General features: G+C 65.4%; 19 protein-coding genes. 7 read left to right on the forward strand and 12 right to left on the reverse strand.

The features are described 5' to 3' along the window. Window positions 1-3: 3 nt before the first annotated feature. The 6 genes from B7G53_RS12905 to B7G53_RS12930 form a co-directional block, all read right to left on the reverse strand. On the reverse strand, window positions 4-936 hold the full coding sequence (locus tag B7G53_RS12905) for an AAA family ATPase (protein ID WP_096668264.1): 933 nt from the start codon (window positions 934-936) through the stop codon (window positions 4-6). Window positions 937-948: 12 nt separating this feature from the next. Beyond that, on the reverse strand, window positions 949-1548 hold the full coding sequence (locus B7G53_RS12910; RefSeq protein WP_096668266.1) for an SRPBCC family protein: 600 nt from the start codon (window positions 1546-1548) through the stop codon (window positions 949-951). Between the two features lie 64 nt (window positions 1549-1612). Further along, window positions 1613-4015, reverse strand: coding sequence for an aerobic carbon-monoxide dehydrogenase large subunit (locus B7G53_RS12915; RefSeq protein WP_096668268.1), 2403 nt, complete (start codon window positions 4013-4015; stop codon window positions 1613-1615). A 29-nt stretch (window positions 4016-4044) separates the two neighbouring features. Next, entirely contained in the window at window positions 4045-4533 is a 489-nt protein-coding gene (locus tag B7G53_RS12920; protein ID WP_096668412.1) for a (2Fe-2S)-binding protein, read from the reverse strand. A gap of 43 nt (window positions 4534-4576) precedes the next feature. Continuing rightward, window positions 4577-5440: an FAD binding domain-containing protein gene (locus B7G53_RS12925; RefSeq protein ID WP_096668270.1), complete on the reverse strand. Its 864-nt coding sequence runs from the start codon at window positions 5438-5440 to the stop codon at window positions 4577-4579. Between the two features lie 153 nt (window positions 5441-5593). Further along, window positions 5594-6391, reverse strand: coding sequence for a LytTR family DNA-binding domain-containing protein (locus tag B7G53_RS12930; protein WP_176491360.1), 798 nt, complete (start codon window positions 6389-6391; stop codon window positions 5594-5596). A gap of 291 nt (window positions 6392-6682) precedes the next feature. On the opposite strand from B7G53_RS12930, the gene B7G53_RS12935 reads away from it, so the two are divergent. Together B7G53_RS12935 and B7G53_RS12940 are read left to right on the forward strand one after the other, a co-directional pair. After that, complete coding sequence (locus B7G53_RS12935; RefSeq protein ID WP_141396332.1) at window positions 6683-7354, forward strand: hypothetical protein; 672 nt, start codon at window positions 6683-6685, stop codon at window positions 7352-7354. Between the two features lie 132 nt (window positions 7355-7486). Further along, window positions 7487-8191 carry a glutathione binding-like protein gene (locus B7G53_RS12940; RefSeq protein WP_096668276.1) on the forward strand — a complete coding sequence of 235 codons (705 nt, stop codon included), beginning with the start codon at window positions 7487-7489 and terminating at the stop codon, window positions 8189-8191. Between the two features lie 60 nt (window positions 8192-8251). On the opposite strand, the gene B7G53_RS12945 is transcribed toward B7G53_RS12940, so the two are convergent. Next, complete coding sequence (locus B7G53_RS12945; RefSeq protein ID WP_096668278.1) at window positions 8252-10918, reverse strand: cation-translocating P-type ATPase; 2667 nt, start codon at window positions 10916-10918, stop codon at window positions 8252-8254. Between the two features lie 311 nt (window positions 10919-11229). Here B7G53_RS12945 and B7G53_RS12950 point away from each other — a divergent pair, with 311 nt between their 5' ends. From B7G53_RS12950 to B7G53_RS12960, 3 genes are all read left to right on the forward strand, one after another. Continuing rightward, complete coding sequence (locus B7G53_RS12950) at window positions 11230-11943, forward strand: YebC/PmpR family DNA-binding transcriptional regulator (protein ID WP_096668280.1); 714 nt, start codon at window positions 11230-11232, stop codon at window positions 11941-11943. Window positions 11944-12006: 63 nt separating this feature from the next. After that, complete coding sequence (locus tag B7G53_RS12955) at window positions 12007-12255, forward strand: DUF3297 family protein (protein ID WP_096668282.1); 249 nt, start codon at window positions 12007-12009, stop codon at window positions 12253-12255. A 236-nt stretch (window positions 12256-12491) separates the two neighbouring features. Next, the gene (locus tag B7G53_RS12960) at window positions 12492-13064 is read left to right on the forward strand and encodes a LuxR C-terminal-related transcriptional regulator (protein WP_096668284.1); all 573 of its coding nucleotides are present in this window, start codon (window positions 12492-12494) and stop codon (window positions 13062-13064) included. 9 nt (window positions 13065-13073) lie between these two features. On the opposite strand, the gene B7G53_RS12965 is transcribed toward B7G53_RS12960, so the two are convergent. Further along, window positions 13074-14132: an ABC transporter substrate-binding protein gene (locus B7G53_RS12965; RefSeq protein WP_096668286.1), complete on the reverse strand. Its 1059-nt coding sequence runs from the start codon at window positions 14130-14132 to the stop codon at window positions 13074-13076. Window positions 14133-14410: 278 nt separating this feature from the next. On the opposite strand from B7G53_RS12965, the gene B7G53_RS12970 reads away from it, so the two are divergent. After that, window positions 14411-15922, forward strand: a complete 1512-nt coding sequence (locus B7G53_RS12970; RefSeq protein ID WP_096668288.1) for an AMP-binding protein — start codon at window positions 14411-14413, stop codon at window positions 15920-15922. Next, window positions 15919-16728 carry a 3-hydroxybutyrate dehydrogenase gene (locus B7G53_RS12975; protein WP_096668290.1) on the forward strand — a complete coding sequence of 270 codons (810 nt, stop codon included), beginning with the start codon at window positions 15919-15921 and terminating at the stop codon, window positions 16726-16728. Before B7G53_RS12970 ends, B7G53_RS12975 begins: the two co-directional genes overlap by 4 nt. Before the next feature lie 199 nt (window positions 16729-16927). Here B7G53_RS12975 and B7G53_RS12980 read toward each other — a convergent pair whose 3' ends face one another. From B7G53_RS12980 to clpB, 4 genes are all read right to left on the reverse strand, one after another. Then, the gene (locus tag B7G53_RS12980; RefSeq protein WP_096668292.1) at window positions 16928-17650 is read right to left on the reverse strand and encodes a transporter substrate-binding domain-containing protein; all 723 of its coding nucleotides are present in this window, start codon (window positions 17648-17650) and stop codon (window positions 16928-16930) included. Continuing rightward, window positions 17643-17840, reverse strand: coding sequence for a hypothetical protein (locus B7G53_RS12985; RefSeq protein ID WP_096668294.1), 198 nt, complete (start codon window positions 17838-17840; stop codon window positions 17643-17645). Before B7G53_RS12985 ends, B7G53_RS12980 begins: the two co-directional genes overlap by 8 nt. Before the next feature lie 8 nt (window positions 17841-17848). Beyond that, window positions 17849-18781 (reverse strand): histone deacetylase family protein, encoded by a 933-nt coding sequence (locus B7G53_RS12990; protein WP_096668296.1) that lies wholly within the window; start codon window positions 18779-18781, stop codon window positions 17849-17851. Between the two features lie 87 nt (window positions 18782-18868). Then, window positions 18869-21469 carry an ATP-dependent chaperone ClpB gene (gene clpB, locus B7G53_RS12995; protein WP_096668298.1) on the reverse strand — a complete coding sequence of 867 codons (2601 nt, stop codon included), beginning with the start codon at window positions 21467-21469 and terminating at the stop codon, window positions 18869-18871. Between the last annotated feature and the right edge of the window lie 99 nt (window positions 21470-21568).

Below are 21568 nucleotides of genomic sequence, written 5' to 3' on the forward strand. Positions count from 1 at the left end.
GGTTTATTTCATCGCACCAGCCACACCGACGTCCTGCGCTATGCGCGGACCATCGACCAGCTTGCCCACCCGTTCGGCGGTGACCTGCCAGCGGTCATTGCGGGTCTTGAGCAAGGCGGCCAGCGTGGGCACCAACGACTGCGGGTCCACCGGCAGTTCACCGTGACCGAGATGAAAGAGCACGCGCACCCAGTCCAGCGTTTCGGCCACGCCGGGCGTCTTGTCGAGGTCTTCCTTGCGCAGGCGCTGGACAAAAGTCACCGCCTCTTCGACCAGCCGGCTGGCCGCCTCGGGCACCAGCGTGCGAACGATTTGCATCTCGCGCACCAGTGTCGGAAAATCCAGGTAGTGAAACAGGCAGCGCCGGCGCAAGGCGTCCGACAGGTCGCGCGTACCGTTGCTGGTCAGAATCACCAGCGGCTTGCTGCGCGCCGTGAGCGTGCCGATTTCGGGAACGGTCACCTGGTACTCCGACAGCATCTCGAGCAGAAAGGCTTCGAAGGCCTCGTCGGCGCGATCAATCTCGTCAATCAGCAACACACAGGGCTCCGGCGAACGGATGGCCTGCAGCAACGGCCGCTCGAGCAGGAAGGCTTCGGAAAACAGGTTGTCGCGCAACGCCGCCTTGTCGCCCTGGCCGGCTTCTGCCAGCCGGATTTCGAGCAGTTGGCGACTGTAGTTCCACTCGTAGACAGCCTGGCTCAGGTCCAGGCCTTCATAACACTGCAGGCGCAGCAGCGGCCGGCCCAGCGCGCGTGCGCAGGCGCCGGCAATGGCTGTCTTGCCGACACCGGCCTCGCCTTCGATCAGAAGCGGACGCTCCAGCGTCAGCCCCATCCAGACCAGGCTCGCGAGGTCTTCGTCGGCGATGTAGCCGGCCTTGAACAGCCGTTCGCGCAGGCCTGCGGGTGTCTCGACAGCCTCAATCAGTGACATGGCGGCAGCGTCTCAGGACCTGCGACCGAACAGGCCCGCAAAAAAATTCCTGATCAAGGCCCAGACCAGTCCCAGGGCGTTGAACTCCCTGGCCACCACGGGCGCGGCCGGCGCCGCTGCCGGAGCCGCACCTTCAGCGGCAGGCTCAGCAGCCCCCTGCAGGGCCTGCGCCTTTTGCGAGAACACTTCGGCGAACTGGGCCAGGATCATGTCGGAGACGGAGCTCATCATGCGGCCGCCGAACTGCGCAAATTTGCCATTGACAATGACGTCGGCCTTGCCCGCCAGCGTGCTGCTTCCTGCATCCACGGCGACCAGCGAGGCCGTCAGTTCCATCGACGCCGAGGAGCCCCCCTTGTCCGCCCCCTTGCCCAGCAGCCTGAGGGTGTGCGCCTGCGGGTCCATCGCCAGCACCTCGATGGTGCCGGCAAAAGCGGCCACCGCCGGGCCGACCTTGACCCGGACGCTGCCCTTGTAATGGGTCGGATCAATCTCTTCAGTGATCTGCGCCCCGGGCATGCAAGTCGCGAGTTCATTGATATTGCCCAGCACCTGCCAGGCGGCATCAAGGCCTGCTGCAACCGGGTACTGTTTGTCGATAGTGACTTCCATGGATTCCTTCAAATGGTCAGAAAGGCAGGTACGCCGTAACGTACCCGTCGGGCCAGTCGCCGTGTCAGCTGGTGAGGCCCGCTTTTTTCAGTTCCTGCCACACGCGGTAGGACGAATGCGGCATGTTGAAGTGGGTCACGCCGAGGTGGGCAAACGCGTCGACCATCGCACTTGTGAAGGTCGGAATGCTGCCCACGTGCGGCGACTCTGCCACGCCCTTGGCGCCGATCGGGTGGTGCGGCGACGGTGTCACCGTGTAATCGGTTTCCCACTTCGGCGTTTCCACCGCGGTCGGCAGGAAGTAGTCCATCAGCGAGTTGCCCTGGATGTTGCCCTGCTTGTCAAACGACAGCAGTTGCCCCATGGCCACCGCAAAACCTTCGGTCAGGCCGCCATGGATCTGGCCCTCGATGATCATCGGGTTGATGCGGGTGCCGCAGTCGTCGAGCGCATAAAAGCGGCGGATCTTGGTTTCGCCCGTGCCCTTGTCGATGTCCACCACACACAGGTAGATGCCAAACGGGAAGGTGAAGTTCGGCGGATCGTAGTAGTGCACCGCTTCCAGCCCGGGCTCCAGCCCGGCTGGCGGCTGGTTGTAGGCGGCCCAGGCAATGTCCTTCATGGTCTTGAACTTGTCGTCATTGCCACGCAGCTTGAAGCGGTCGATTTCCCACTCGAGGTCGGCTTCGCTGACTTCGAGCAGATGGGCGGCGATCTTCCTGGCTTTCGCGTGGATCTTGCGCGCCGCCATGGCAATGGCCGCGCCGGCGACCGGCGTGGAGCGCGAGCCGTAGGTGCCCAGGCCGTAGGGCGCAGTGCTGGTGTCACCCTCCTCGACCTGGATCACCTCGGACGGAATGCCAAGCTCGGTGGCGATGATCTGCGCGTAGGTGGTCTGGTGACCCTGGCCCTGCGAGATGGTGCCCATGCGGGCGATCGCACTGCCGGTCGGGTGCACACGGATCTCGCACGAGTCGAACATGCCCACACCCAGGATGTCGCAGATCTTGCTCGGGCCTGCGCCCACCACTTCCGTGAAGGTCACCAGGCCGATGCCCATCAGCGTCGGGCAGGCCGGGTCGGCACGTTTTTTGGCCTGTTCGGCGCGCAGGCCCTTGTAGTCCACGGCATTGAGCACCTTGTCCAGCGCGGTCTGGTAGTCGCCCGAGTCGTATTCAAAACCGAAGGCCGAGGTGTAGGGGAACTGCTCACGCTGGATGAAGTTTTTGGCGCGGATCTCGGCTTTGTCCATGTTCAGCTTCTGCGCCAGCACGTCCACCATGCGCTCGACCAGGTACACCGCCTCGGTGACGCGGAAGGAGCAGCGGTAAGCCACGCCGCCCGGCGCCTTGTTGGTGTAGACCCCGTCCACCTTGCAGTAGGCGGCCGGAATATCGTAGGAACCCGAACAGATGTGGAACATGCCGGCCGGGAACTTGGTCGGGTCGGCGCAGGCGTCGAAGGCACCATGGTCGGCGATCACATTGGTGCGCAGCGCCAGGATCTTGCCATCTGCCGTGGCCGCCAGTTCTCCGGTCATGTGGTAGTCGCGGGCAAAGCCGGTGCTGGAGATGTTCTCGATGCGGTCTTCGATCCACTTCACCGGCCGGCCCAGCACGATGGAGGCCACGATGGCGCACACATAACCGGGATAAATCGGCACCTTGTTGCCGAAGCCGCCGCCGATGTCCGGCGAGATGATGCGCACCTTGGACTCGGGAATGCCCGAGAGCATGGACACCACCGTGCGCACGATGTGTGGCGCCTGGCTGGTCAGCCAGGTCGTCAATTCGCCGCGCACCGGATCGAACGAGGCAACGGCGCCGCAGGTCTCCAGCGGGCAGGGGTGCACCCGCGGGTAGAACATGTCCTGCTTGACCGTGACGGCCGCACTGGCAAAGGCGGCATCGGTGGCCTCCTTGTCGCCGGCATCCCAGGTGAAGATGTGGTTGTGGTGGTAACGCTTGCCGTGCGCACCGTCGGTCTTGCCGGCCAGGTCTTCACGCAGCACCGGCGCCCCGGGCTTGAGGGCCTCAAACGGGTCCACCACGGCCTGCAGTTCCTCGTATTCCACCTCGACGGCTTCCACGCCGTCGGCCGCGGCATAACGGTCTTCGGCGATCACCACCGCCACTTCCTGCATCTGGAAGTGCACTTTTTCATCGGCCAGCACCGCCTGCACATCACCGGCCAGGGTCGGCATCCAGTGCAGCTTGAGCGGCTTGAGGTCTTCGGCAGTCAGCACGGCCAGCACGCCGGGAATCTTCAGCGCCTCTTCCTTGTTGATGCGCTTGATGCGGGCATGGGCCACCGGCGAGCGCACGATGTCCATGAACACCATGTTGGGCAGCTTGATGTCATCAACATAATTGCCCTTGCCCTGGATGAAGCGTGCATCTTCCTTGCGCAGGCGCGACTCGCCCATGCCCATCAAGGCCTTTTCCCGATCACTCATTGGTGCGTTCATTCGTGTCTCCTTTGGATGGGCGCCTGCGCTTACGCGGCGACCTTGTCTTGTTGCAGTACCCGGGCGGCGTGCAGCACCGCCTTGACGATGTTCTGGTAACCGGTGCAACGGCACAGGTTGCCCGACATGCCGACACGCACTTCCTCTTCGGTCGGGTCCGGGTTATCCTGTAGGAAGCGGTAGGCGCGCATCAGCATGCCCGGCGTGCAGAAGCCGCATTGCAGGCCATGCTCCTTGTAGAAGCCTTCCTGCACCGCATGCAGCACACCGGCATTGGCCAGCCCCTCCACGGTCTTGACCTCGCTGCCGTCGCACTGCACGGCCAGATGCGTGCAGCTCTTGACGGACTGCCCGTCGATGTCCACCGTGCAGGCGCCGCAGTGGCTGGTTTCGCAGCCAATGTGGGCGCCGGTCAGGCTCATCTTCTCGCGCAGGAAGTGCACGAGCAACGTGCGCGGTTCGACCGCCTCTTCCACCTTGCGGCCATTGAGGGTCATGGAAACAATTTTCTTGATCATCGCCTGGGTCTCCTGTTGATCTGCTTGTTCTTCTTCTGCGGGTTCAGCGGCAGCGCGCGGCAGCGGCAAGAATGGCGCGTTTCGCCATTTCACCGGCCATCGCCGTCTTGTACTCAACATCGCCGCGCAAGTCCTCCGCCGGGTCGCACACGGCGCGCACCGCCTGCACCACCGCGGCCAGCGAGGCGTCATTGACAGGCTGGCCGATCAGCGCCTTCTCGGCATCGCGGGCACGCAGCGCCGTCGGCGCCACATTGGTCAGGCCTATGCTGGCCTGCGTCACCACACCGCCGGCCATGCGCATCACCACGGCGGCACCGGCCGTGGCCCAGTCACCGGTTTTGCGTTTGAGCTTCTGGTAGGCATAACCGGTACCCGACGCGAAAGGCGTCACCAGGATGGCGGTCAGGATTTCGTTCTCGGCCAAGGCCGTCATGTAGGTGCCGTGGAAAAAATCCACGGCCAGCACCTGGCGCTCGCCCGCCGGACCCTGCAATACAAAGCTTGCATCAAGCGCCATCGCAATCGCGGGGTGGTCGTTGCCCGGGTCGCCGTGGGCGATGTCGCCGCCTATGGTGCCGCGGTTGCGCACCTGCGGGTCGGCAATCAGGCGGGCCGCCTCGGCCAGCAGCGGCAGACGCTCCTGCAGCAACGGAGAGGCAATCAGCTCGCTTTCGGTCGTCATCGCGCCAATGCGGATCTTGCCGCCCTCCTCGCGGATCCCGCGCAGCTCGGGAATCCGGTTGATGTCGATCAGCACGCCCGGCTGGGCAAAACGCAGCTTCATCATGGGCAGCAGGCTGTGTCCGCCGGCGAGCAGCTTGGCATCGTCGCCCAGCTCGGTCAGCAGGGAAAGCGCCTCGCCAATGGAGCGGGGCGCGTGGTACGCAAATGAGGGTGGAATCACGTTGTCTCCTTATGCGGCCCGGGGGCCTTTAGAAGCGCGACTCTAGCGCCAGCCGATTCGGCTGGGGAAGCTAAGCAATCAACCGTCGCTCACACCGCACGAACGGCAGCATGATTGCACGAATGAAAATCCTCCTGCATGAAAATCTGCGGATCAGATTTTGGCCGGTATGGCGTCCGTCAGCCCCAGTTGCTCCAGCAGGCGCGGCGCGCTTGCACGCGACACCGGAATCTCGACCGGGGGGGATCCCATCATGCGCAGCGTCATGCGGCCGTCGCCGCGCACGATTTCGTCAACATGGGACAGATTGACGATGTAGCTGCGGTGCACGCGCAGGAACAGCTGCGGATCGAGCCGGGTCTCGAGGTCGCCAATATTGAGGTTGCAGAACTGGTTGCCGTGACCGGTATGCACCCAAGTGTAGTGCCCCTCGGAACGGATGAAGGAGACACTGGGCACATCCACCAGCAGCACCCGGTTCTGCTTGATGGTTGGAATCTTGCGCAGCTGCCTCTTTTCGCCGCCTTCACGCGCGCCGCGTGTGGCTCCGCCTTCGACTTCCTGGCTGACCACTTCGGTGATATCGTAAAAAACCAGGGTGTAGCCCGTCGTGGCGCCCTGGGCATCGCCGATCTTGGACACCTTGATCAGCAGCATCCGGTCCGGGATATTGATCATCATGGCCATGGGCGGCGCGTTGTTCACCGGGCACTCGGCCTGCCCCAGCAGAAACTTCACCTTGGCCCTGGCCGCTTCGGGATGAAAGGAGGTCACGAGTTTGCCAAACGGCATTTTGTCGGCCACAGGCAGGCTGCGCCGTGCGTAGTCATTCATGCCCATCACCCGCAGCTCAAGGTCAAGGTGAACCACGCCGACGTCAAAACGCTCCAGCAGATAAAGCCACGAGCTTGACGGCCCGGGCGACGGGGAACCAGCGGGACAGGTTTTCATCAAAGTACCATGTTGTAGGCAGGCCAAAACCATTGCGAACCACCCGCCGGAATCGCTTTCGTGCCGCCAGGTGGGCACTCATGCATCCCAGGCGCGCTTCGTTAACACGCTGGGCCTCCAAGCCGGGCAACGGCTAGAGTTTTGACTCATGAAGAAGCAAATGCGCCCCTTTTTTGAACCTCGGCCACGGGATGTTGATGCGGCCGCGGCCGTGTCGCTACGGGGTTTACCCGAGTGCGCAAGCCATGCGCCGCCCCCTCTGAAGACAGGGCAGATGCAATGACAAGTCCCGTGAACCCCCACCCTCACTGGCTGGCGCGCGGTATGGGTTCGGCCACCCTCACCCCGGCCGTTCTGGTGCTGCTCGCCGGGCTGACACTCTGGTCGCTGGGCCAGTCCGGCGCGGCCGGCAACAAAGACCTTCCCACCATCGTGGTTCTGACACTGGCGGCCGTGGCTGCGGGCTGCGCTGCCCTGGCTTGGGTGCGTCCGCAACGCGTCGGGCTGTCGCCGCCCCAGGTGATGCTGTCGCTCGGCTTCGGCGGCATGTTGCTGGGCTTGCTGTACGACGTCAGCCAGACCGGCCCGGCCCGGCTGGACAGCCTGTGCGCCCAGGCCACCGCTCTTGGCTTCGTGGACAGCCTCCGGCTGCACCTTGAATTTTTGCCCGGCATGCACGCGGGCATGCTGGCCGGGGGGCTGCTCGCCATCCCCGGCCTGAGGCTGCTCCGGCCCCATTGCGGCCGCTACCTGTGTTCACTGTTTGCGCAGAACCTGCTGTGTTCCGGCTGGATGCTGGTCGGCATGACGGCGGGCGCACTGTGGTTTTCACGCTGGCCGCTGTTGGCCGGAAACAGCACCCTGCCCGGCATGCTGGGTGGCATGTTTGTCGGCATGACCTGGGGCATGGTGATCAGTGTGGCGCTGTACCGGGGTTTCTTCACCCTGCGCAACCGGGTTTGACCGGGCCGCGTCGCCAAAAGGCTAGTCACACCGGCGGTCCCGCCGCAGCGCGGACTACGAACACGCCTGTCGCGGGCTTGGGCTACAGTTGCCGTTCAAACAACAGCCGACCCCGGACAGCACCGCCCTGCCATGAACGATCTCTCCGCCTTCCCCATCACCCAGAAATGGCCGGCACTGCATCCCGAGCGCATCCAGCTTTATTCATTGCCCACGCCCAATGGCGTCAAGGTCTCGATCATGCTGGAGGAAACCGGCCTGCCTTACGAGCCGCACCTGGTGGACTTCGCCACCAACGACCAGATGTCGCCGGAGTTCATCTCGCTGAGCCCCAACAACAAGATCCCGGCCATCCTCGACCCGAACGGCCCGGGCGGCCAACCGCTGGGCCTGTTCGAGTCCGGCGCCATCCTGATCTACCTGGCCGAAAAAACCGGAAAATTCCTGCCGGCCGACCCTGCCGGCCGTTATGAAACCCTCCAGTGGCTGATGTTCCAGATGGGCGGCATCGGACCGATGTTCGGCCAGCTCGGCTTCTTCCACAAGTTCGCCGGCAAGGCGTATGAAGACAAGCGCCCGCGCGACCGCTACGTGGCCGAATCGAAACGGCTGCTTGGTGTGCTGGAGCGGCGGCTGGCCGGCCGCACCTGGATCATGGGCGACGACTACACCATCGCCGACATCGCCACCTTCGGCTGGGTACGCAACCTGATCGGGTTCTACGAGGCCGGTGAGCTGGTCGGCATCACCGACTTTCCGAACGTGCTGCGTGTGCTGGACACCTTTGTGGCGCGGCCGGCGGTTGTCAAAGGCCTGGGCATACCCGCGCGGACCTGACTGCCATGCCTGTGGGCAAAGTCCACAGGGCATGAATCGCGCAACAGGGTTCAGCTGACCTTAGTTGCCACGCCTTGCACGACCCAGGCGCTGCCCCAGCACCCGCACCAGTTCCAGCCAGACCAGACACAGCGCCACCAGCCCGGCGGCAAGCGCCAGCCCGCGGGCGCCCGGCAGGGCCAGCCCCATCAGGCCCCGCAGCCACGGCAGGCCGAGCACCGCCACCAGCAGCGCAGCCACACCGGCGGCCATGCGCCACAGCCAGGGGTTGGCCGCGGCCGCGCCTCGCAACACGGGCCGTGACGGATCGCGGTTGGCCAGGATCAACAGCATCACCGCCAGCACCAGCGCGCTGAACACCACGGCACGACCCTGGCCGGCGCTCCAGCCCTGGCCGGCCAGCCAGACCTGCCCGGCCAGCAGCACGAAGGCCACGCCCAGGCCCTGAAACACGCCGTGCGCCAGCGGTGCAGCGGCAAATGGCGAGTCCGAGGCGGGGCGCGGCGGACGCCCCATCAGGTCGCTGTCTTCCGGCTCGGCCTCGAACACGATGGAGCAGGCCGGATCGATCAACAGTTCCAGCAACACGATGTGCACCGGCAGCAGCAGCACCGGCCAGTGCAGCAGCGTGGGCACCAGCGCCAGCGCGATGATGGGAACATGCACGGCAAACACAAACCGTGTCGCCTTGCGGATGTTGTCGTCAATGCGCCGGCCCTGGCGGATGGCGGCCACGATGCGGGCAAAGCTGTCGTCGAGCAGCACCAGGGCGGCGGCCTCGCGTGCCACGTCGGTGCCGCGCTCGCCCATGGCAATACCCACGTCGGCGGCCTTGAGCGCGGGCGCGTCGTTGACGCCGTCGCCGGTCATGGCCACCACCTCGCCATCGGCGCGCAGCAGCTGCACCAGGCGCAGCTTGTGCTGGGGTTTGAGACGCGCGCACAGGTCCACATGACGCAGCCGCTGGCGCAGGGCGGCATCGTCCAGGGCCTCGATCTCGGCGCCGGTCATCAAGTCGGGGCGCTCCGACAGGCCGACCTGGCGCGCGATGGCCAGGGCCGTGGCGGGGTGGTCGCCGGTCATCATGATCACGCGCACGCCGGCCTGCCGGCATTCGGCCAGCGCGGCCGGCACCTCGGCGCGTGGCGGGTCGGCCAGGGCGACCAGGCCGAGAAACTCGAAATCGAAATCGTGCTGGCTGTGCGGCCAGGGCGGCGGCGCGTCCGGCGCGGTGGCCTGCCCGCTCCAGCGCCCGCGCGCCACGCCGAGCACACGCAGACCGCGTTCTGCCATGGTTTCCACCTGCCGGCCGATGGCATCACGCTGCGCCGCGTCGAGGTGGCACAGGTCGGCCACAGCCTCAGGCGCCCCCTTGGTGGCCAGCAGGTGCTGCGAAGGGTAGTCACTGGCAAACACGCGTGTCATGGCCAGAATTTCGCCCGAGAGCGCGTACTCAAACTCGGGCTCGCGGCCCTCGTGCACATGCTCGGTGCCGGCCAGCCACTGGTGGCCAAAGTGCTGGATCGCCTTTTCCATTGGGTCGAACGGATCACCGGGCGTCGCCAGCATGGCAAATTCCACCAGCAGGTGAAATTCCTCGGCCAGGCTGTCGGCATCTTCCGGCCGGAAGTTCGCGTCGGCCGTGGCGAGCTCGGCCAGCGCCATGCGGTTCACCGTCAGCGTGCCGGTCTTGTCCACCGCGAGCACGGTGATGGCGCCCAGCGCCTCGACGGCGGTGACGCGCCGCGTCAGCACCTTGTGCCGGGAGATGCGCCAGGCGCCCAGCGCCAGGAAGACGGTGAGGATGACCGGGATTTCCTCGGGCAGGATGGCCATGGCCAGTGCAATGCCGGAGAGCAGGCTTTCCAGCAGCGGGCGGTCGTTCCACCACCAGCCCAGCAGGACTTGCGCGCTGGCCAGCAACAGCGCGGCCACGCCGAGCTGGCGCACCAGTTGGCGCGATCGCTGCTGGAGTGCCGAGGGTGGCTCGGTGGTGGCGGCCAGGTCGGCGCCTATGCGCCCGACCGCCGTGTGGGCGGCAGTGGCGCAGACCTCGGCCAGGCCCACGCCGCGCGTGACCACGGTGCTGGCGAATAGGGCCCCCACGCTTGCCACTTCGTGTGCTGCGCTGCCCCCCGAGGGGGCTGGCCTTGCTTGGGGCGGCCCGGCGCTGTCGGCCGAGGCCGGCGTGCCGTCGCCGCCAGGCGCGGGGGCGGCGGCATCTCCGGCTCCCGGCGCCAGGGGCAGCTTGGTCACGGGCACGGCCTCGCCCGTGAGCAACGATTCATCGACCTCCAGCTGGCCGTCGACCAGCAGCGCATCGGCGGCAATGCGGTCGCCCTCGTGCAGCACCAGCAAGTCACCCAGCACCACCTCGCGCCCGGCAATGCGCTGCTCCAGGCCGTCCCGTATCACCAGGGCGCGCGGCGCCGACAGGTCGCGCAGCGACTCCAGGGCGCGCTGCGTTTTGCGCTCCTGCACCAGCGTGATGGCGATGACCACGAACACAAAGCTCAACAGGAACAGCGCCTCGCCCCGGTCGCCCAGCGCCAGGTAGATGCCGCCGGCGGCCAGCAGCATCAGGAACATCGGTTCGGTGACCACGTCGCGCACGATGGCCGCGGTGGACTTGGGTTCGCTGCCGGGCAGCAGGTTGGGCCCCTGATCGGCGAGACGGCGTGCGGCCTCGCCTGCGCTCAGGCCCTGACGGGCGGCTGCCTCGGGCATGCCGCTGGAGGGCTGGAGCCGGTGAGGCGTTGAAATGGGTGTGGCCATGTTTCTTCGGTCCAGGGTTGGGAGAGTGGCGGCCATGACGGCCTGGCTCCCTTTTTCGGATGGTAGACGAGTCGGCACTCAACCAGGCAGGGACAGGGTCGCGTGTGCGCCTGCCCTTGTGCAAACGGCAGGAACCGACCGGGGATGGGTGTATAACCGGAACCCTCGGGTGATGTGCCGCGGTGTTTCATACAGCGCGCAGACCCATCCCCCCCGAACCAGCCAGGCGCATGCAAGCGCCGCAACACCAAGGAATTTCAAGCATGGGCGCGCAGTGGAAAGCAAAAGGCAAGGAACTGGCAGCCAATGCCAAGGGCAAACTGTTTGGACGACTGGCCAAGGACATCATGATCGCGGCGCGCAATGGTGCCGACCCGGCCTCGAACGCACGCCTGCGGCTGGTCGTCGAGCAGGCCCGCAAGGTCTCCATGCCCAAGGAGACCCTGGAGCGCGCCATCAAGAAAGGTGCCGGCCTCACGGGGGACACGGTTCATTATGAGCACGTGATTTACGAAGGTTTCGCACCACACCGCGTTCCCGTCATGGTCGAATGCCTGACCGACAACCTGAACCGCACCGCGCCTGAAATGCGCGTGTTGTTCCGCAAGGGGCAGCTCGGCACCTCCGGCTCCGTGTCCTGGGATTTCGACCACGTCGGCATGATCGAGGCCGAACCCGCGGCAGCGGGCGCCGACCCCGAACTCGCCGCCATTGAAGCAGGCGCCCAGGACTTCGAGCCCGGCGATGAAGACGGCACCACGATGTTTCTGACCGACGCGACCGACCTCGACCTGGTCAGCCGCGCGCTGCCGGCCCAGGGTTTTACCGTGCTGTCGGCCAAGCTCGGCTACAAGGCCAAAAATCCTGTGGACCCGGCCAGCCTGAGCGCTGCGGATCTGGAAGAAGTGGAAGCCTTCCTGGCCGCCATCGACGCCAACGACGATGTGCAGAATGTGTTTGCAGGCCTGGGGGGTTGAAGCGGATGCCCAGCCCAAATCAGGGAAAATGACTGACGATTTTCGCCAACTGAAAAAACATCCATGACCGACACCCTTGAACGCCCCCTTCTCCCCGACCACCTGTCCATCGACCCGCGCAGCCCGCACCATGTCGCCGCCGTGTTCGAGCACGACATCGGCATCCGCCTGAACGACAAGGAGCGCACCGATGTCGAGGAATACTGCATCAGCGAACGCTGGGTCAAGGTGCCCGCCGGCAAGGCGCTGGACCGCAAGGGCCATCCGCTGATGATCAAGCTCAAGGGCAAGGTCGAGGCGTTTTACAAATAAGCGCTTTCCGTTCGCGCAGCAGGCGGCCGCCATCGGGCGAATGGTAAATGCCAGCCCCCGAAGCCAACTATAAAAAGTGCCTGTAGCCCAGGTAGGTCAAGCGCAGGCCGCTACTAATTCGATAGCAACTGAAGGCATCCCGGGGTCCATGAGCGAAGCGGCTCCCTTTGAGGCAGGGCCTCACTACACGTATTCGCTGATGGCCGGAGCTGGACCTTCCTCCACAATCGGTTCGCATGAGCAGCCCCGACAATCACCTGGAAACATTGCACACCCTGCAGCTGGCCTTCAACCTGGCACCGGTCGGCATGTGTGTTTCGCGCCAGCGGGTCGTGGAGCTCTGCAACGAGACCTTCGCGCGCCAGTTCGGCTACGAGATCGAGGAGTTGCTGGGCAAGCCGCTGGCGCTGCTGTACCCGTCGATGGACGAATTCACGCATGTCGGCAACCTCGGCCTGCCCGTCATGCGGGAAAAAGGCATCTACAACGACGAGCGCATCATGCGGCGCCGCGACGGCGCGCTGTTCTGGTGCCATGTGGCCGGGCGTGCGCTGGACCGCTCGGACCCCTTCGCCTGCGCCGTGTGGATGTTTGAGGACATTTCGGAGCGCCGCCCGGTCACCACCAGCCTGACCCTGCGCGAGCGCGAGATCGCCCAGCACCTGGTGACCGGCTCGACCAGCAAGCAGATCGCACGGGTGCTGGGCATCAGCCCGCGCACGGTCGAGGCCCACCGCGGCCGGCTGATGAAGAAATACGAGGCGGCCTCCCACGGGGAACTGGTGGCGCGCCTGGTCGGTGGCGCCTGAGGGGCTGGCTTATTTCAGCAGCTTGCCGCTGCTGCCGATCACGGTGACCTCCACATAACGCGAGCCCACCCGGTTCTCCGCGGAGTAGCCCACCGAGGTGCCGCCGAGGTCGAAGTGCCCCATGCTCTCGAGCGCCTTCATCACTTTCGCGCGGGTCGATTTGGGACCGGCGCGCCGCAGTCCTTCCACCAGCACCTTGGCACCGAGGAACTGCTCGAAGCTGGTGTAGTTGACCAGCTCATTTGGCGCATACTTTTTGAGCAAGGCCTGGTATTCGCGAACCACCGGCAGGCTGGGCATGAAGGGGTAAGGCACCATCTGGCTGACCCCGAGGCCATGGGCGTTCTTCAGTCCGGCCAGCTTGACAATTTCGGCCGGGTCCACCACCGAGATGTTGTAGAGCTGGGCACCGCCGCCGGCTTCCCGGTAACGCTTGATGAAGGCCGATGTGGACTTGTTCACCGAAATCATGATCACCGCCTGGGCATCCGAGGCCTTCACCTGCCGGACGGCCTCGTCGACCTTGTCGGTGTTGCGTTCATAAGGTGCGGCAACCGACAGCGTGAGCTTGCGTTTGGCCAGCGCCTTTTGCACGCCCTCGAGCCCGGCCTTGCCAAACCCGTCGTCCTGGTACATCACGGCAATCCGCGTCATGCCCAGGGTCGTGACCTGCTGCACCATGTGTTCGGTCTCGTCGGCATAGCCGGCACGCACATGGAAGATCCAGGGGTTGAACGGGCTGCGTAGCGGCTCGCCGCCGGTGTACGGCGCCACCACCGCGGGGTTGGCCAGCGCCTCCCGGGTCAGTCGCACGGTTTCTTCCACCTTGTAGCCGTCGTCGCTGACCAGCACCCGGATTTTCTGGCCATGCACGCCGCCGGTGTCGTTGATATGGCTGAAGTAGATCTGGCCGCCGAGCACCATCTGCTTGCCGGTGCTGGCCAGCACGCCGGTCAGCGGCGCCAGCTGGCTGATGACGATGTCGGCCGCCATGGCCGTGGTTTGCAGCAACGCCAGCGCCAGCGCGCAGGCCGTTCGGCCAAGGACCGTTGTCGGTGTCTCGTTCATGCTTGTCTCCTTCGGTTTTTTATTCACTCTCAGGCAGGCAAGCGTAGGCGCCGCGGCACCCGGTGCGCCAGTCGTAGTGTTACTCCATGGGGCATACCATGAGGTGTTTCTACGCTATGGCCGCCGCCCGCCGCACCGCCTATCCTTGCGGCTTTGCCCAGCATTCCGGAGAAACTTTTGCCCCACCTTCCCTTCAATGGCTGGCGCCACCTGCCACCCGGCAGGCCCGATACACGTGGCACTGAAACCCCGGCCGCCTCCGTGCTGGAGGCAGCGCCATGAACCTCGCCCTCACCCTGCGGCGCATCGCCCTGGCCGATCCGCAGCGCCCCGCCCTGTTCGAAGGCAGCCGTCAGGTGCGCGACTACGGCGGCCTGGCCGACCGGGCGGCCCGCCTGGCCTCGGCCTTCGCCGCCGCCGGCCTGGCACCGGGCGAACGTATTGCGCTGTTCATGCACAACCACCCGGCTTACCTGGAGGTGCTCTATGGTGCCTGGTGGGCCGGCCTGGTGGTGGTGCCGATGAATGCCAAGCTGCACCTGCGCGAGGCGCAGTGGATCCTGGACCACGCCCAGGCAAGCTGGGCCTTCATCACGCCCGACGTGGGCGCCGGGCTGCAGGCGCCCGGCCGCACCATCGACGTCACCGCTGCCGCCTACGGAGAACTCTTCGCCGCGCCGCCCTCGCCCGTGACCGGACGCGCTGCCACCGACCTGGCCTGGCTGTTCTACACCAGCGGCACCACCGGCAAGCCCAAGGGCGTGATGCTGACCCACCGCAACCTGCTGACCATGGGCATGGCCTATTTTGTCGACGTGGACCCGATCGAGCCACGGGACGCGATTGTGTATGCAGCGCCGATGTCGCACGGCGCCGGGATCTACGCCATCCCCCACGTCATCGCGGGCGCGCGCCATGTGGTGCCGGCCTCGGGTGGCTTCGATCCAGCCGAAATTTTCGGACTGGCTGGCTCGGTCGGCCGCCTGACCCTGTTCGCGGCACCCACCATCGTCAAGCGGCTGGTGGACCATGCCAGCGCCACCGGGGCCGACAGCAGCGGCTTCAAGACCATCGTCTACGGCGGCGCGCCCATGTACGCGGCCGACATCGAACGCGCCATCCAGGTCATGGGCCCACGCTTTGTCCAGATCTATGGCCAGGGTGAAAGCCCGATGGTGATCACCGCACTCTCGCGCGCCCAGCTGGCAGACATCCGCCATCCCCGGCACGCGCAGCGCCTGGCCTCGGTCGGCATGGCGCAGACGCCGGTCGAGGTCCGCGTGGCCGATCCGTCCGGCCGGACCCTGCCGCTGGGTGAGGTCGGCGAAGTGCTGGTACGCGGAGACACCGTCATGAGCGGCTACTGGCGTGACGCGGACGCCACCGCCGCGGCCCTGCAGGACGGCTGGCTCTTTACCGGCGACATGGGGGCCATGGATGGCGACGGTTTTCTGACACTCAAGGACCGCAGCAAGGATGTGCTCATCAGCGGCGGCTCCAACATCTATCCGCGCGAAGTCGAAGAGGTGCTGCTGCTGGCGCCCGGCGTGGCCGAGGTGGCAGTGATCGGCGCCCCTGATCCGGAATGGGGCGAGGTCGTGGTGGCCTTTGTGGTGCCCCAGCCCGGCGCCAAGCTGGACACGGAAACGCTGGACGCCGTGTGCCTGGCGCACATCGCCCGCTTCAAGCGGCCCAAACGTTACGAAATCGTCAACAGCCTGCCCAAAAACAACTACGGCAAGGTCCTGAAAACCGCGCTGCGCGAGCAGCTGAAGGAGAAAACGGCATGAGTGAGAAAACCCTGACGGGCCGCCGCGCCCTGGTGACCGGCTCCCTGCAGGGCATCGGCCTGGCCATCGCCCGCGAGTTGGGCCGCCAGGGCTGCACACTGGTGCTGCATGGCCTGGCCAGCGACACGCTGGCGCGGGATGCCTGCGCCGCCGTGCTCGAAGCAGGCGCACCCGCGGTCGAAGTGCTCACGCACAATTTGCGCGACGCCAGCCAGGTGCAGCTGCTGATGGAGGCCACGCTGGCCACGAGTCCGCTCGACATCCTGGTCAACAACGCCGGCATCCAGCACACCGCGCCCCTGGCCGACATGCCGCGCGCCACCTGGGACGACATCATCGCCATCAACCTGTCGGCCGCGTTCGACACCATGCGCCTGGCGCTGCCGCAAATGGCCCGCCGTGGTTACGGCCGGGTGATCAACATCGCCTCGGTACACGGCCTGGTGGCATCCGTCCACAAGGCGCCCTATGTGGCGGCCAAGTTCGGCATGGTCGGCCTGAGCCGCGTGGCGGCGCTCGAATACGCCAACGCCGGCAGCCGCGAAAGCGGCGGTGTCACCGTCAACTGCATCTGTCCCGGCTGGACCGAGACCGCCATCATCCAGCCGCAAATCGATGCGCGGGCCCAGCAGCTGGGCACCGGCCGCGAAGCAGCCATCCGTGACTTGCTGAAGGAAAAGCAACCCAGCCAGCGTACCTCGCTGCCCGACGAGATTGCCCGGGTGGTCACGTGGCTGTGCGAACCCGCCGCGCACAACCTGACCGGCGTGTCATTGCCGATTGATGGCGGCTGGACGGCGCAATAGCGGCGCCGTCAAGACACACAGGTCCGGACGGGCCCGCCGCTGATGATCAAGCTCAAGCTCAAGGTCGAGGCGTTTTACAAATAGGCGGCTGCACGCCGACCTCAGCGGGCGTCAGCGAAGTTTGCAAAAAAAGGCATCCAACCCATAAGCAGCGGTCACGGGCAGCTATCAAAAGAAGAGCGCCCTGGCCAGCAAGCGGTCAATTGTCGGCGACGGTCGCGCCCGCAATCGCATGGCGCGCGAGCGAAGCGGCGACAAAGCCGCCGCGTTTCATGCGGGCGACAAAATCATCCAGAAAGGCCGCCGCTGCAGCGCTGCGCGCCTTCGGCATGGCCATCGCCTGGTTGATCACCATGAAGCGCTCGCCCAGCAGGCGCAAGCCGCCGACACGATGGGCGTCCGCTTCCAGCCCCTGCTTCACGCCGGACGCCACGTCCAGGCCGTCCTTGAGCATGGCATCGACCACGGCTTCCGAGGTCGGCACCGGCACCAGTGTCGCGTGCTGGATGTGCCGCTGCAGGTACAGGCCGTAAGCACTGCCGGCACCCATCACGATGCGCGTGCCGGCGCGGTCCACGTCGGCGTTGGTCTGGATGGTTGATCCCTCGCGCACGAGGTAGTAACCCTCGATCTGCACATAGGCCGGCGTGAAATGCGTGGTCTGGGCGCGCAGCGGATCAATCGCCATGAAGCCGATGTCGGCCTCGCCGCTGGCCAGCGCAGCGACCGACTGGGCGGCGGTGTCGAACTGGAGAAAATCCACCGCCACGCCCAGCTCACGCGCAAATTCACGCGACAGGTCGATGGTGACGCCCGCTGGCTTTTCCGGGGCGATGTGGCTGTGCGCGAGCACCGGGTTGCCCATGTTCAGCGAAGCGCGCAGCCTGCCCGCAGGCGCGAACTCCTTGGCCAGATCAGTCATCCAGGAACCCTCCCTTGTAGAAGCTCCACGCGGTGCCGTCGTGCAAATAAAAATAGCCGTCGGCGCAGTCATCCTTGCCGGGAAAGAACTCCCGATACGCCTTGGGAACAAGGCGCTCAAGCTGCGCGTCGGAGAGTTCGTCGAACTCCTCGGAAGTGATGGGCTGGCCGACCCGGAGTTTGCGTTCCATGGGCGCCCTCAGTCGCCCATCAGCGCGCGCACGTGCGCCGCCGTGCCGCTGGCCAGGCCTTCCAGGCTGTAGCCGCCCTCGAGAACGGACACCACACGGCCATCGGCGGTTTCATCGGCCACCTTCATCAGCTCGCGGGTGATCCAGTGGTAGTCGTCGTCGGTGAACTTGAGTCCGCCCAGCGGGTCCAGGTGATGGGCATCGAAGCCCGCGGAGATGATCAGCAGTTCAGGCGCGAACTTGCGCAGGGCCGGCAACAACTGGTCTGTCATGGCGGCGCGGAAGACGGCTGAACCCGTGCCCCGCGGAAAGGGCAGATTCACGATGTTCCCGGCCACGCCGGTTTCATGGCGCGCGCCGGTGCCGGGGTAAAACTGCGCCTGGTGGCACGAACCATAGAACAGGTCGGGGTCATCGTAAAACGAGTTCTGCGTGCCGTTGCCGTGATGCACATCGAAGTCCACCACAGCAACACGCTGGAGGCCATGCTGCTCGCGCGCATGCAGCGCGGCGATGGCCGCCTGGTTGAACACGCAAAAACCCATGGCCTGGTCCGCCTCCGCGTGGTGACCGCAAGGGCGTGTGGCGCAAAAGACATTGGTCGCCTCCCCGGACACCACATCGTCCACACCGGCACAGGCCGCGCCCACGCAACGCATCACCGCCTCCAGCGAGCCCGGCGACAGGATGGTGTCACCGGCATCGAGGGCGCGGTAGCCCTCGGTCGGCGACACGGACTGCACCTGCTCCACATAGTCGGGCGTGTGCACATGCAGCACCTGGTCGAAGGACCCCAGCGGCGCATCGCGCCAGACCGCGCCCGCAAACTCCGGTTTCTTCAGCGCCTGCAACACGGCCTCAAGACGCTCGGGCGACTCAGGGTGGTGCGGTCCGGGCTTGTGGTTGAAGCAGGCTTGGTGGGTATAGATCAGGGTGGTCATGGTGATCGCAGTATTTGGATACCCATGATAGCGAACCCGCCTCCCCCTCAAAGGAGGCAGGTTTTCTTCAGCTCGTCAGCCCACCGTTCAAGCCGGCGCCGCCTCAAACCTGAACACACCCGGTTCGCGGATCGGGTCCACATCGACCGGGATCACGCTCTTGGGCGGGAAACGCCCTTCGAGCAGCAGCTTGGACAGCGGGTTCTCGATGCGCTGCTGGATCGCGCGCTTGAGCGGACGCGCGCCGAACACCGGGTCGAAGCCGACCTTGGCGAGTTCGGCAATTGCTGCTTCCGACACCTCCATCGTGAGGTCCATCTTCTGCAGGCGCTCCATGAGCACCTTGAGCTGGATGCGCGCGATGGACTCGATGTTTTTCGCGTCGAGCGAGTGGAACACCACGGTTTCGTCGATGCGGTTCAGGAACTCGGGACGGAAGTAGTTCTTCAGCTCGCCTTCCACCGCTTCCTTGATGTCCTCGTAAGGCTGGCCCACCATGGACTGGATGATGGGTGAGCCGATGTTGCTGGTCATCACGATCACGGTGTTCTTGAAGTCCACGGTGCGGCCCTGGCCGTCGGTCAGGCGGCCATCGTCGAGCACCTGCAGCAGCACGTTGAACACATCGGGATGGGCTTTTTCCACCTCGTCGAGCAGCAGCACGCTGTAGGGCTTGCGGCGCACGGCTTCGGTCAGGTAGCCGCCCTCTTCGTAACCCACATAACCCGGAGGCGCGCCGATCAGGCGGGCCACCGAGTGTTTTTCCATGAACTCGCTCATGTCGACGCGGACCAGGTGGTCTTCGCTGTCGAACAAAAAGCCGGCCAGCGCCTTGCAGAGTTCGGTCTTGCCGACGCCTGTGGGGCCCAGGAACAGGAAAGAGCCGGTCGGCCGGTTCGGGTCACTCAGGCCGGAGCGCGAGCGGCGGATCGCGTTGGCGACCGCACCGATGGCTTCGTCCTGCCCGACCACACGTTCGTGCAGCTTGCCTTCCATCAGCAGCAGCTTGTCGCGCTCGCCCTGCATCAGTTTGCTGACCGGGATGCCGGTGGAACGCGCCACAACCTCGGCGATTTCTTCGGCGCCGACCTGGGTGCGCAGCAAGGTAGGCGCGCTGGTCGCGCCTTTTTTGGACTCGACGTCCTGCGCCTCCTTCAGGCGTTTTTCCAGTTCGGGCAGCTTGCCGTACTGCAGCTCGGCGACCTTGTTGAAGTCGCCCTTGCGGGTGAACTCCTCGATCTGGAAGCGGATGCGGTCGATCTCTTCCATCACGTCCTTGGAGCCCAGCGCCTGGGCTTTCTCCGCCTGCCAGATTTCGTCAAGGTCGGAAATTTCCTTCTGCAGCTTGCTGATTTCTTCCTCGATCAGTCCGAAGCGTTTCTGCGAGGACTCGTCTTTTTCGCGGCGCACGGCCTCGCGTTCGATCTGCAGCTGGATCAGCCGGCGGTCCAGCTTGTCCATCACCTCGGGCTTGGAGTCCATCTCGATCTTGATCTTGGCCGCCGCCTCGTCGATCAGGTCGATCGCCTTGTCGGGCAGGAAGCGGTCGGTGATGTAGCGGTGGCTCAGCTCGGCCGCAGCCACGATGGCCGGGTCGGTGATCTGCACGCCGTGGTGGACTTCGTATTTTTCCTGCAGGCCGCGCAGGATGGCGATGGTGGCCTCCACGCTCGGCTCATCCACCAGGATTTTCTGGAAGCGGCGCTCGAGCGCGGCGTCCTTTTCGATGTACTTGCGGTACTCGTCCAGCGTGGTCGCGCCCACACAATGCAGCTCGCCACGCGCCAGCGCGGGCTTGAGCATGTTGCCGGCGTCCATGGCGCCTTCAGCCTTGCCGGCGCCCACCATGGTGTGCAACTCGTCAATGAACACAATGGTCTGGCCCTCGTCCTTGGCCAGCTCTTTCAGCACGGTTTTCAGGCGCTCCTCGAACTCGCCGCGAAACTTGGCACCGGCCAGCAGTGCGGCCATGTCCAGGCTCAGCACACGTTTGCCCTTGAGCGAATCAGGTACCTCGCCGGCGACGATGCGCTGGGCCAGGCCTTCAACGATGGCGGTCTTGCCGACGCCGGGCTCACCGATCAGCACCGGGTTATTCTTGGTGCGGCGCTGCAGCACCTGGATGGCACGGCGGATCTCGTCATCGCGGCCGATCACCGGGTCGAGCTTGCCCATGCGGGCGCGCTCGGTCAGGTCCATGGTGTATTTCTTGAGCGCCTCGCGCTGGCCTTCAGCCTCCGGGCTGTCCACGCCCTGGCCGCCGCGCACGGCGTCAATGGCCGCCTCCAGCGCCTTGCGTGTCAGGCCGGCTTCCTTGGCCAGACGGCCGACCTCGGCCTTGCTGTCAGCGACCGCCAACAAATACAGCTCGCCGGCGATGAACTGGTCACCGCGCTTGATGGATTCCTTTTCGGTGGCCTGCAGCAGTTTGCCGAGCTCGGGGCCGACCTGGATCTGCTCCTGGCCCGACACCGTCGGCAGCTTTTTCACGGCGGCGTCGGTGGCGGCCTGCAAAGCGGCCACATTGACACCGGCGCGCTGCAGCAGCGCCTTCGGGCCGTCTTCCTGGCCCAGCATGGCGGCCAGCAGGTGCACCGGCTCGATGTAGGCGTTGTCATTGCCCAGGGCGAGCGACTGCGCGTCACTGAGCGCTTCCTGGAATTTGGTGGTGAGTTTGTCCTGGCGCATGGCGTCCCTTGGTGAATGTGATTGCTGAAGACTTGGGGCTGAACCCGGGGCTTTTCAATAGTCCCTGCTCACAACCGGGTTGATGGCTCCCTTGGAAGC

This window comes from Polaromonas sp. AET17H-212 (assembly GCF_002379085.1).
Taxonomy (GTDB): domain Bacteria; phylum Pseudomonadota; class Gammaproteobacteria; order Burkholderiales; family Burkholderiaceae_C; genus Polaromonas.

What these genes read in the sequence shown, in the direction of transcription:
- B7G53_RS12940 (WP_096668276.1), top strand. Translation starts at nt 7,487, where the DNA reads ATGAACGATCTCTCCGCCTTCCCCATCACCCAGAAATGGCCGGCACTG.
- B7G53_RS12915 (WP_096668268.1), bottom strand. Translation starts at nt 4,015, where the DNA reads ATGAACGCACCAATGAGTGATCGGGAAAAGGCCTTGATGGGCATGGGC.
- B7G53_RS12920 (WP_096668412.1), bottom strand. Translation starts at nt 4,533, where the DNA reads ATGATCAAGAAAATTGTTTCCATGACCCTCAATGGCCGCAAGGTGGAA.
- B7G53_RS12950 (WP_096668280.1), top strand. Translation starts at nt 11,230, where the DNA reads ATGGGCGCGCAGTGGAAAGCAAAAGGCAAGGAACTGGCAGCCAATGCC.
- B7G53_RS12985 (WP_096668294.1), bottom strand. Translation starts at nt 17,840, where the DNA reads ATGGAACGCAAACTCCGGGTCGGCCAGCCCATCACTTCCGAGGAGTTC.
- B7G53_RS12910 (WP_096668266.1), bottom strand. Translation starts at nt 1,548, where the DNA reads ATGGAAGTCACTATCGACAAACAGTACCCGGTTGCAGCAGGCCTTGAT.
- clpB (WP_096668298.1), bottom strand. Translation starts at nt 21,469, where the DNA reads ATGCGCCAGGACAAACTCACCACCAAATTCCAGGAAGCGCTCAGTGAC.
- B7G53_RS12970 (WP_096668288.1), top strand. Translation starts at nt 14,411, where the DNA reads ATGAACCTCGCCCTCACCCTGCGGCGCATCGCCCTGGCCGATCCGCAG.
- B7G53_RS12930 (WP_176491360.1), bottom strand. Translation starts at nt 6,391, where the DNA reads ATGAAAACCTGTCCCGCTGGTTCCCCGTCGCCCGGGCCGTCAAGCTCG.
- B7G53_RS12990 (WP_096668296.1), bottom strand. Translation starts at nt 18,781, where the DNA reads ATGACCACCCTGATCTATACCCACCAAGCCTGCTTCAACCACAAGCCC.
- B7G53_RS12905 (WP_096668264.1), bottom strand. Translation starts at nt 936, where the DNA reads ATGTCACTGATTGAGGCTGTCGAGACACCCGCAGGCCTGCGCGAACGG.
- B7G53_RS12980 (WP_096668292.1), bottom strand. Translation starts at nt 17,650, where the DNA reads ATGACTGATCTGGCCAAGGAGTTCGCGCCTGCGGGCAGGCTGCGCGCT.
- B7G53_RS12965 (WP_096668286.1), bottom strand. Translation starts at nt 14,132, where the DNA reads ATGAACGAGACACCGACAACGGTCCTTGGCCGAACGGCCTGCGCGCTG.
- B7G53_RS12955 (WP_096668282.1), top strand. Translation starts at nt 12,007, where the DNA reads ATGACCGACACCCTTGAACGCCCCCTTCTCCCCGACCACCTGTCCATC.
- B7G53_RS12975 (WP_096668290.1), top strand. Translation starts at nt 15,919, where the DNA reads ATGAGTGAGAAAACCCTGACGGGCCGCCGCGCCCTGGTGACCGGCTCC.
- B7G53_RS12960 (WP_096668284.1), top strand. Translation starts at nt 12,492, where the DNA reads ATGAGCAGCCCCGACAATCACCTGGAAACATTGCACACCCTGCAGCTG.
- B7G53_RS12945 (WP_096668278.1), bottom strand. Translation starts at nt 10,918, where the DNA reads ATGCCCGAGGCAGCCGCCCGTCAGGGCCTGAGCGCAGGCGAGGCCGCA.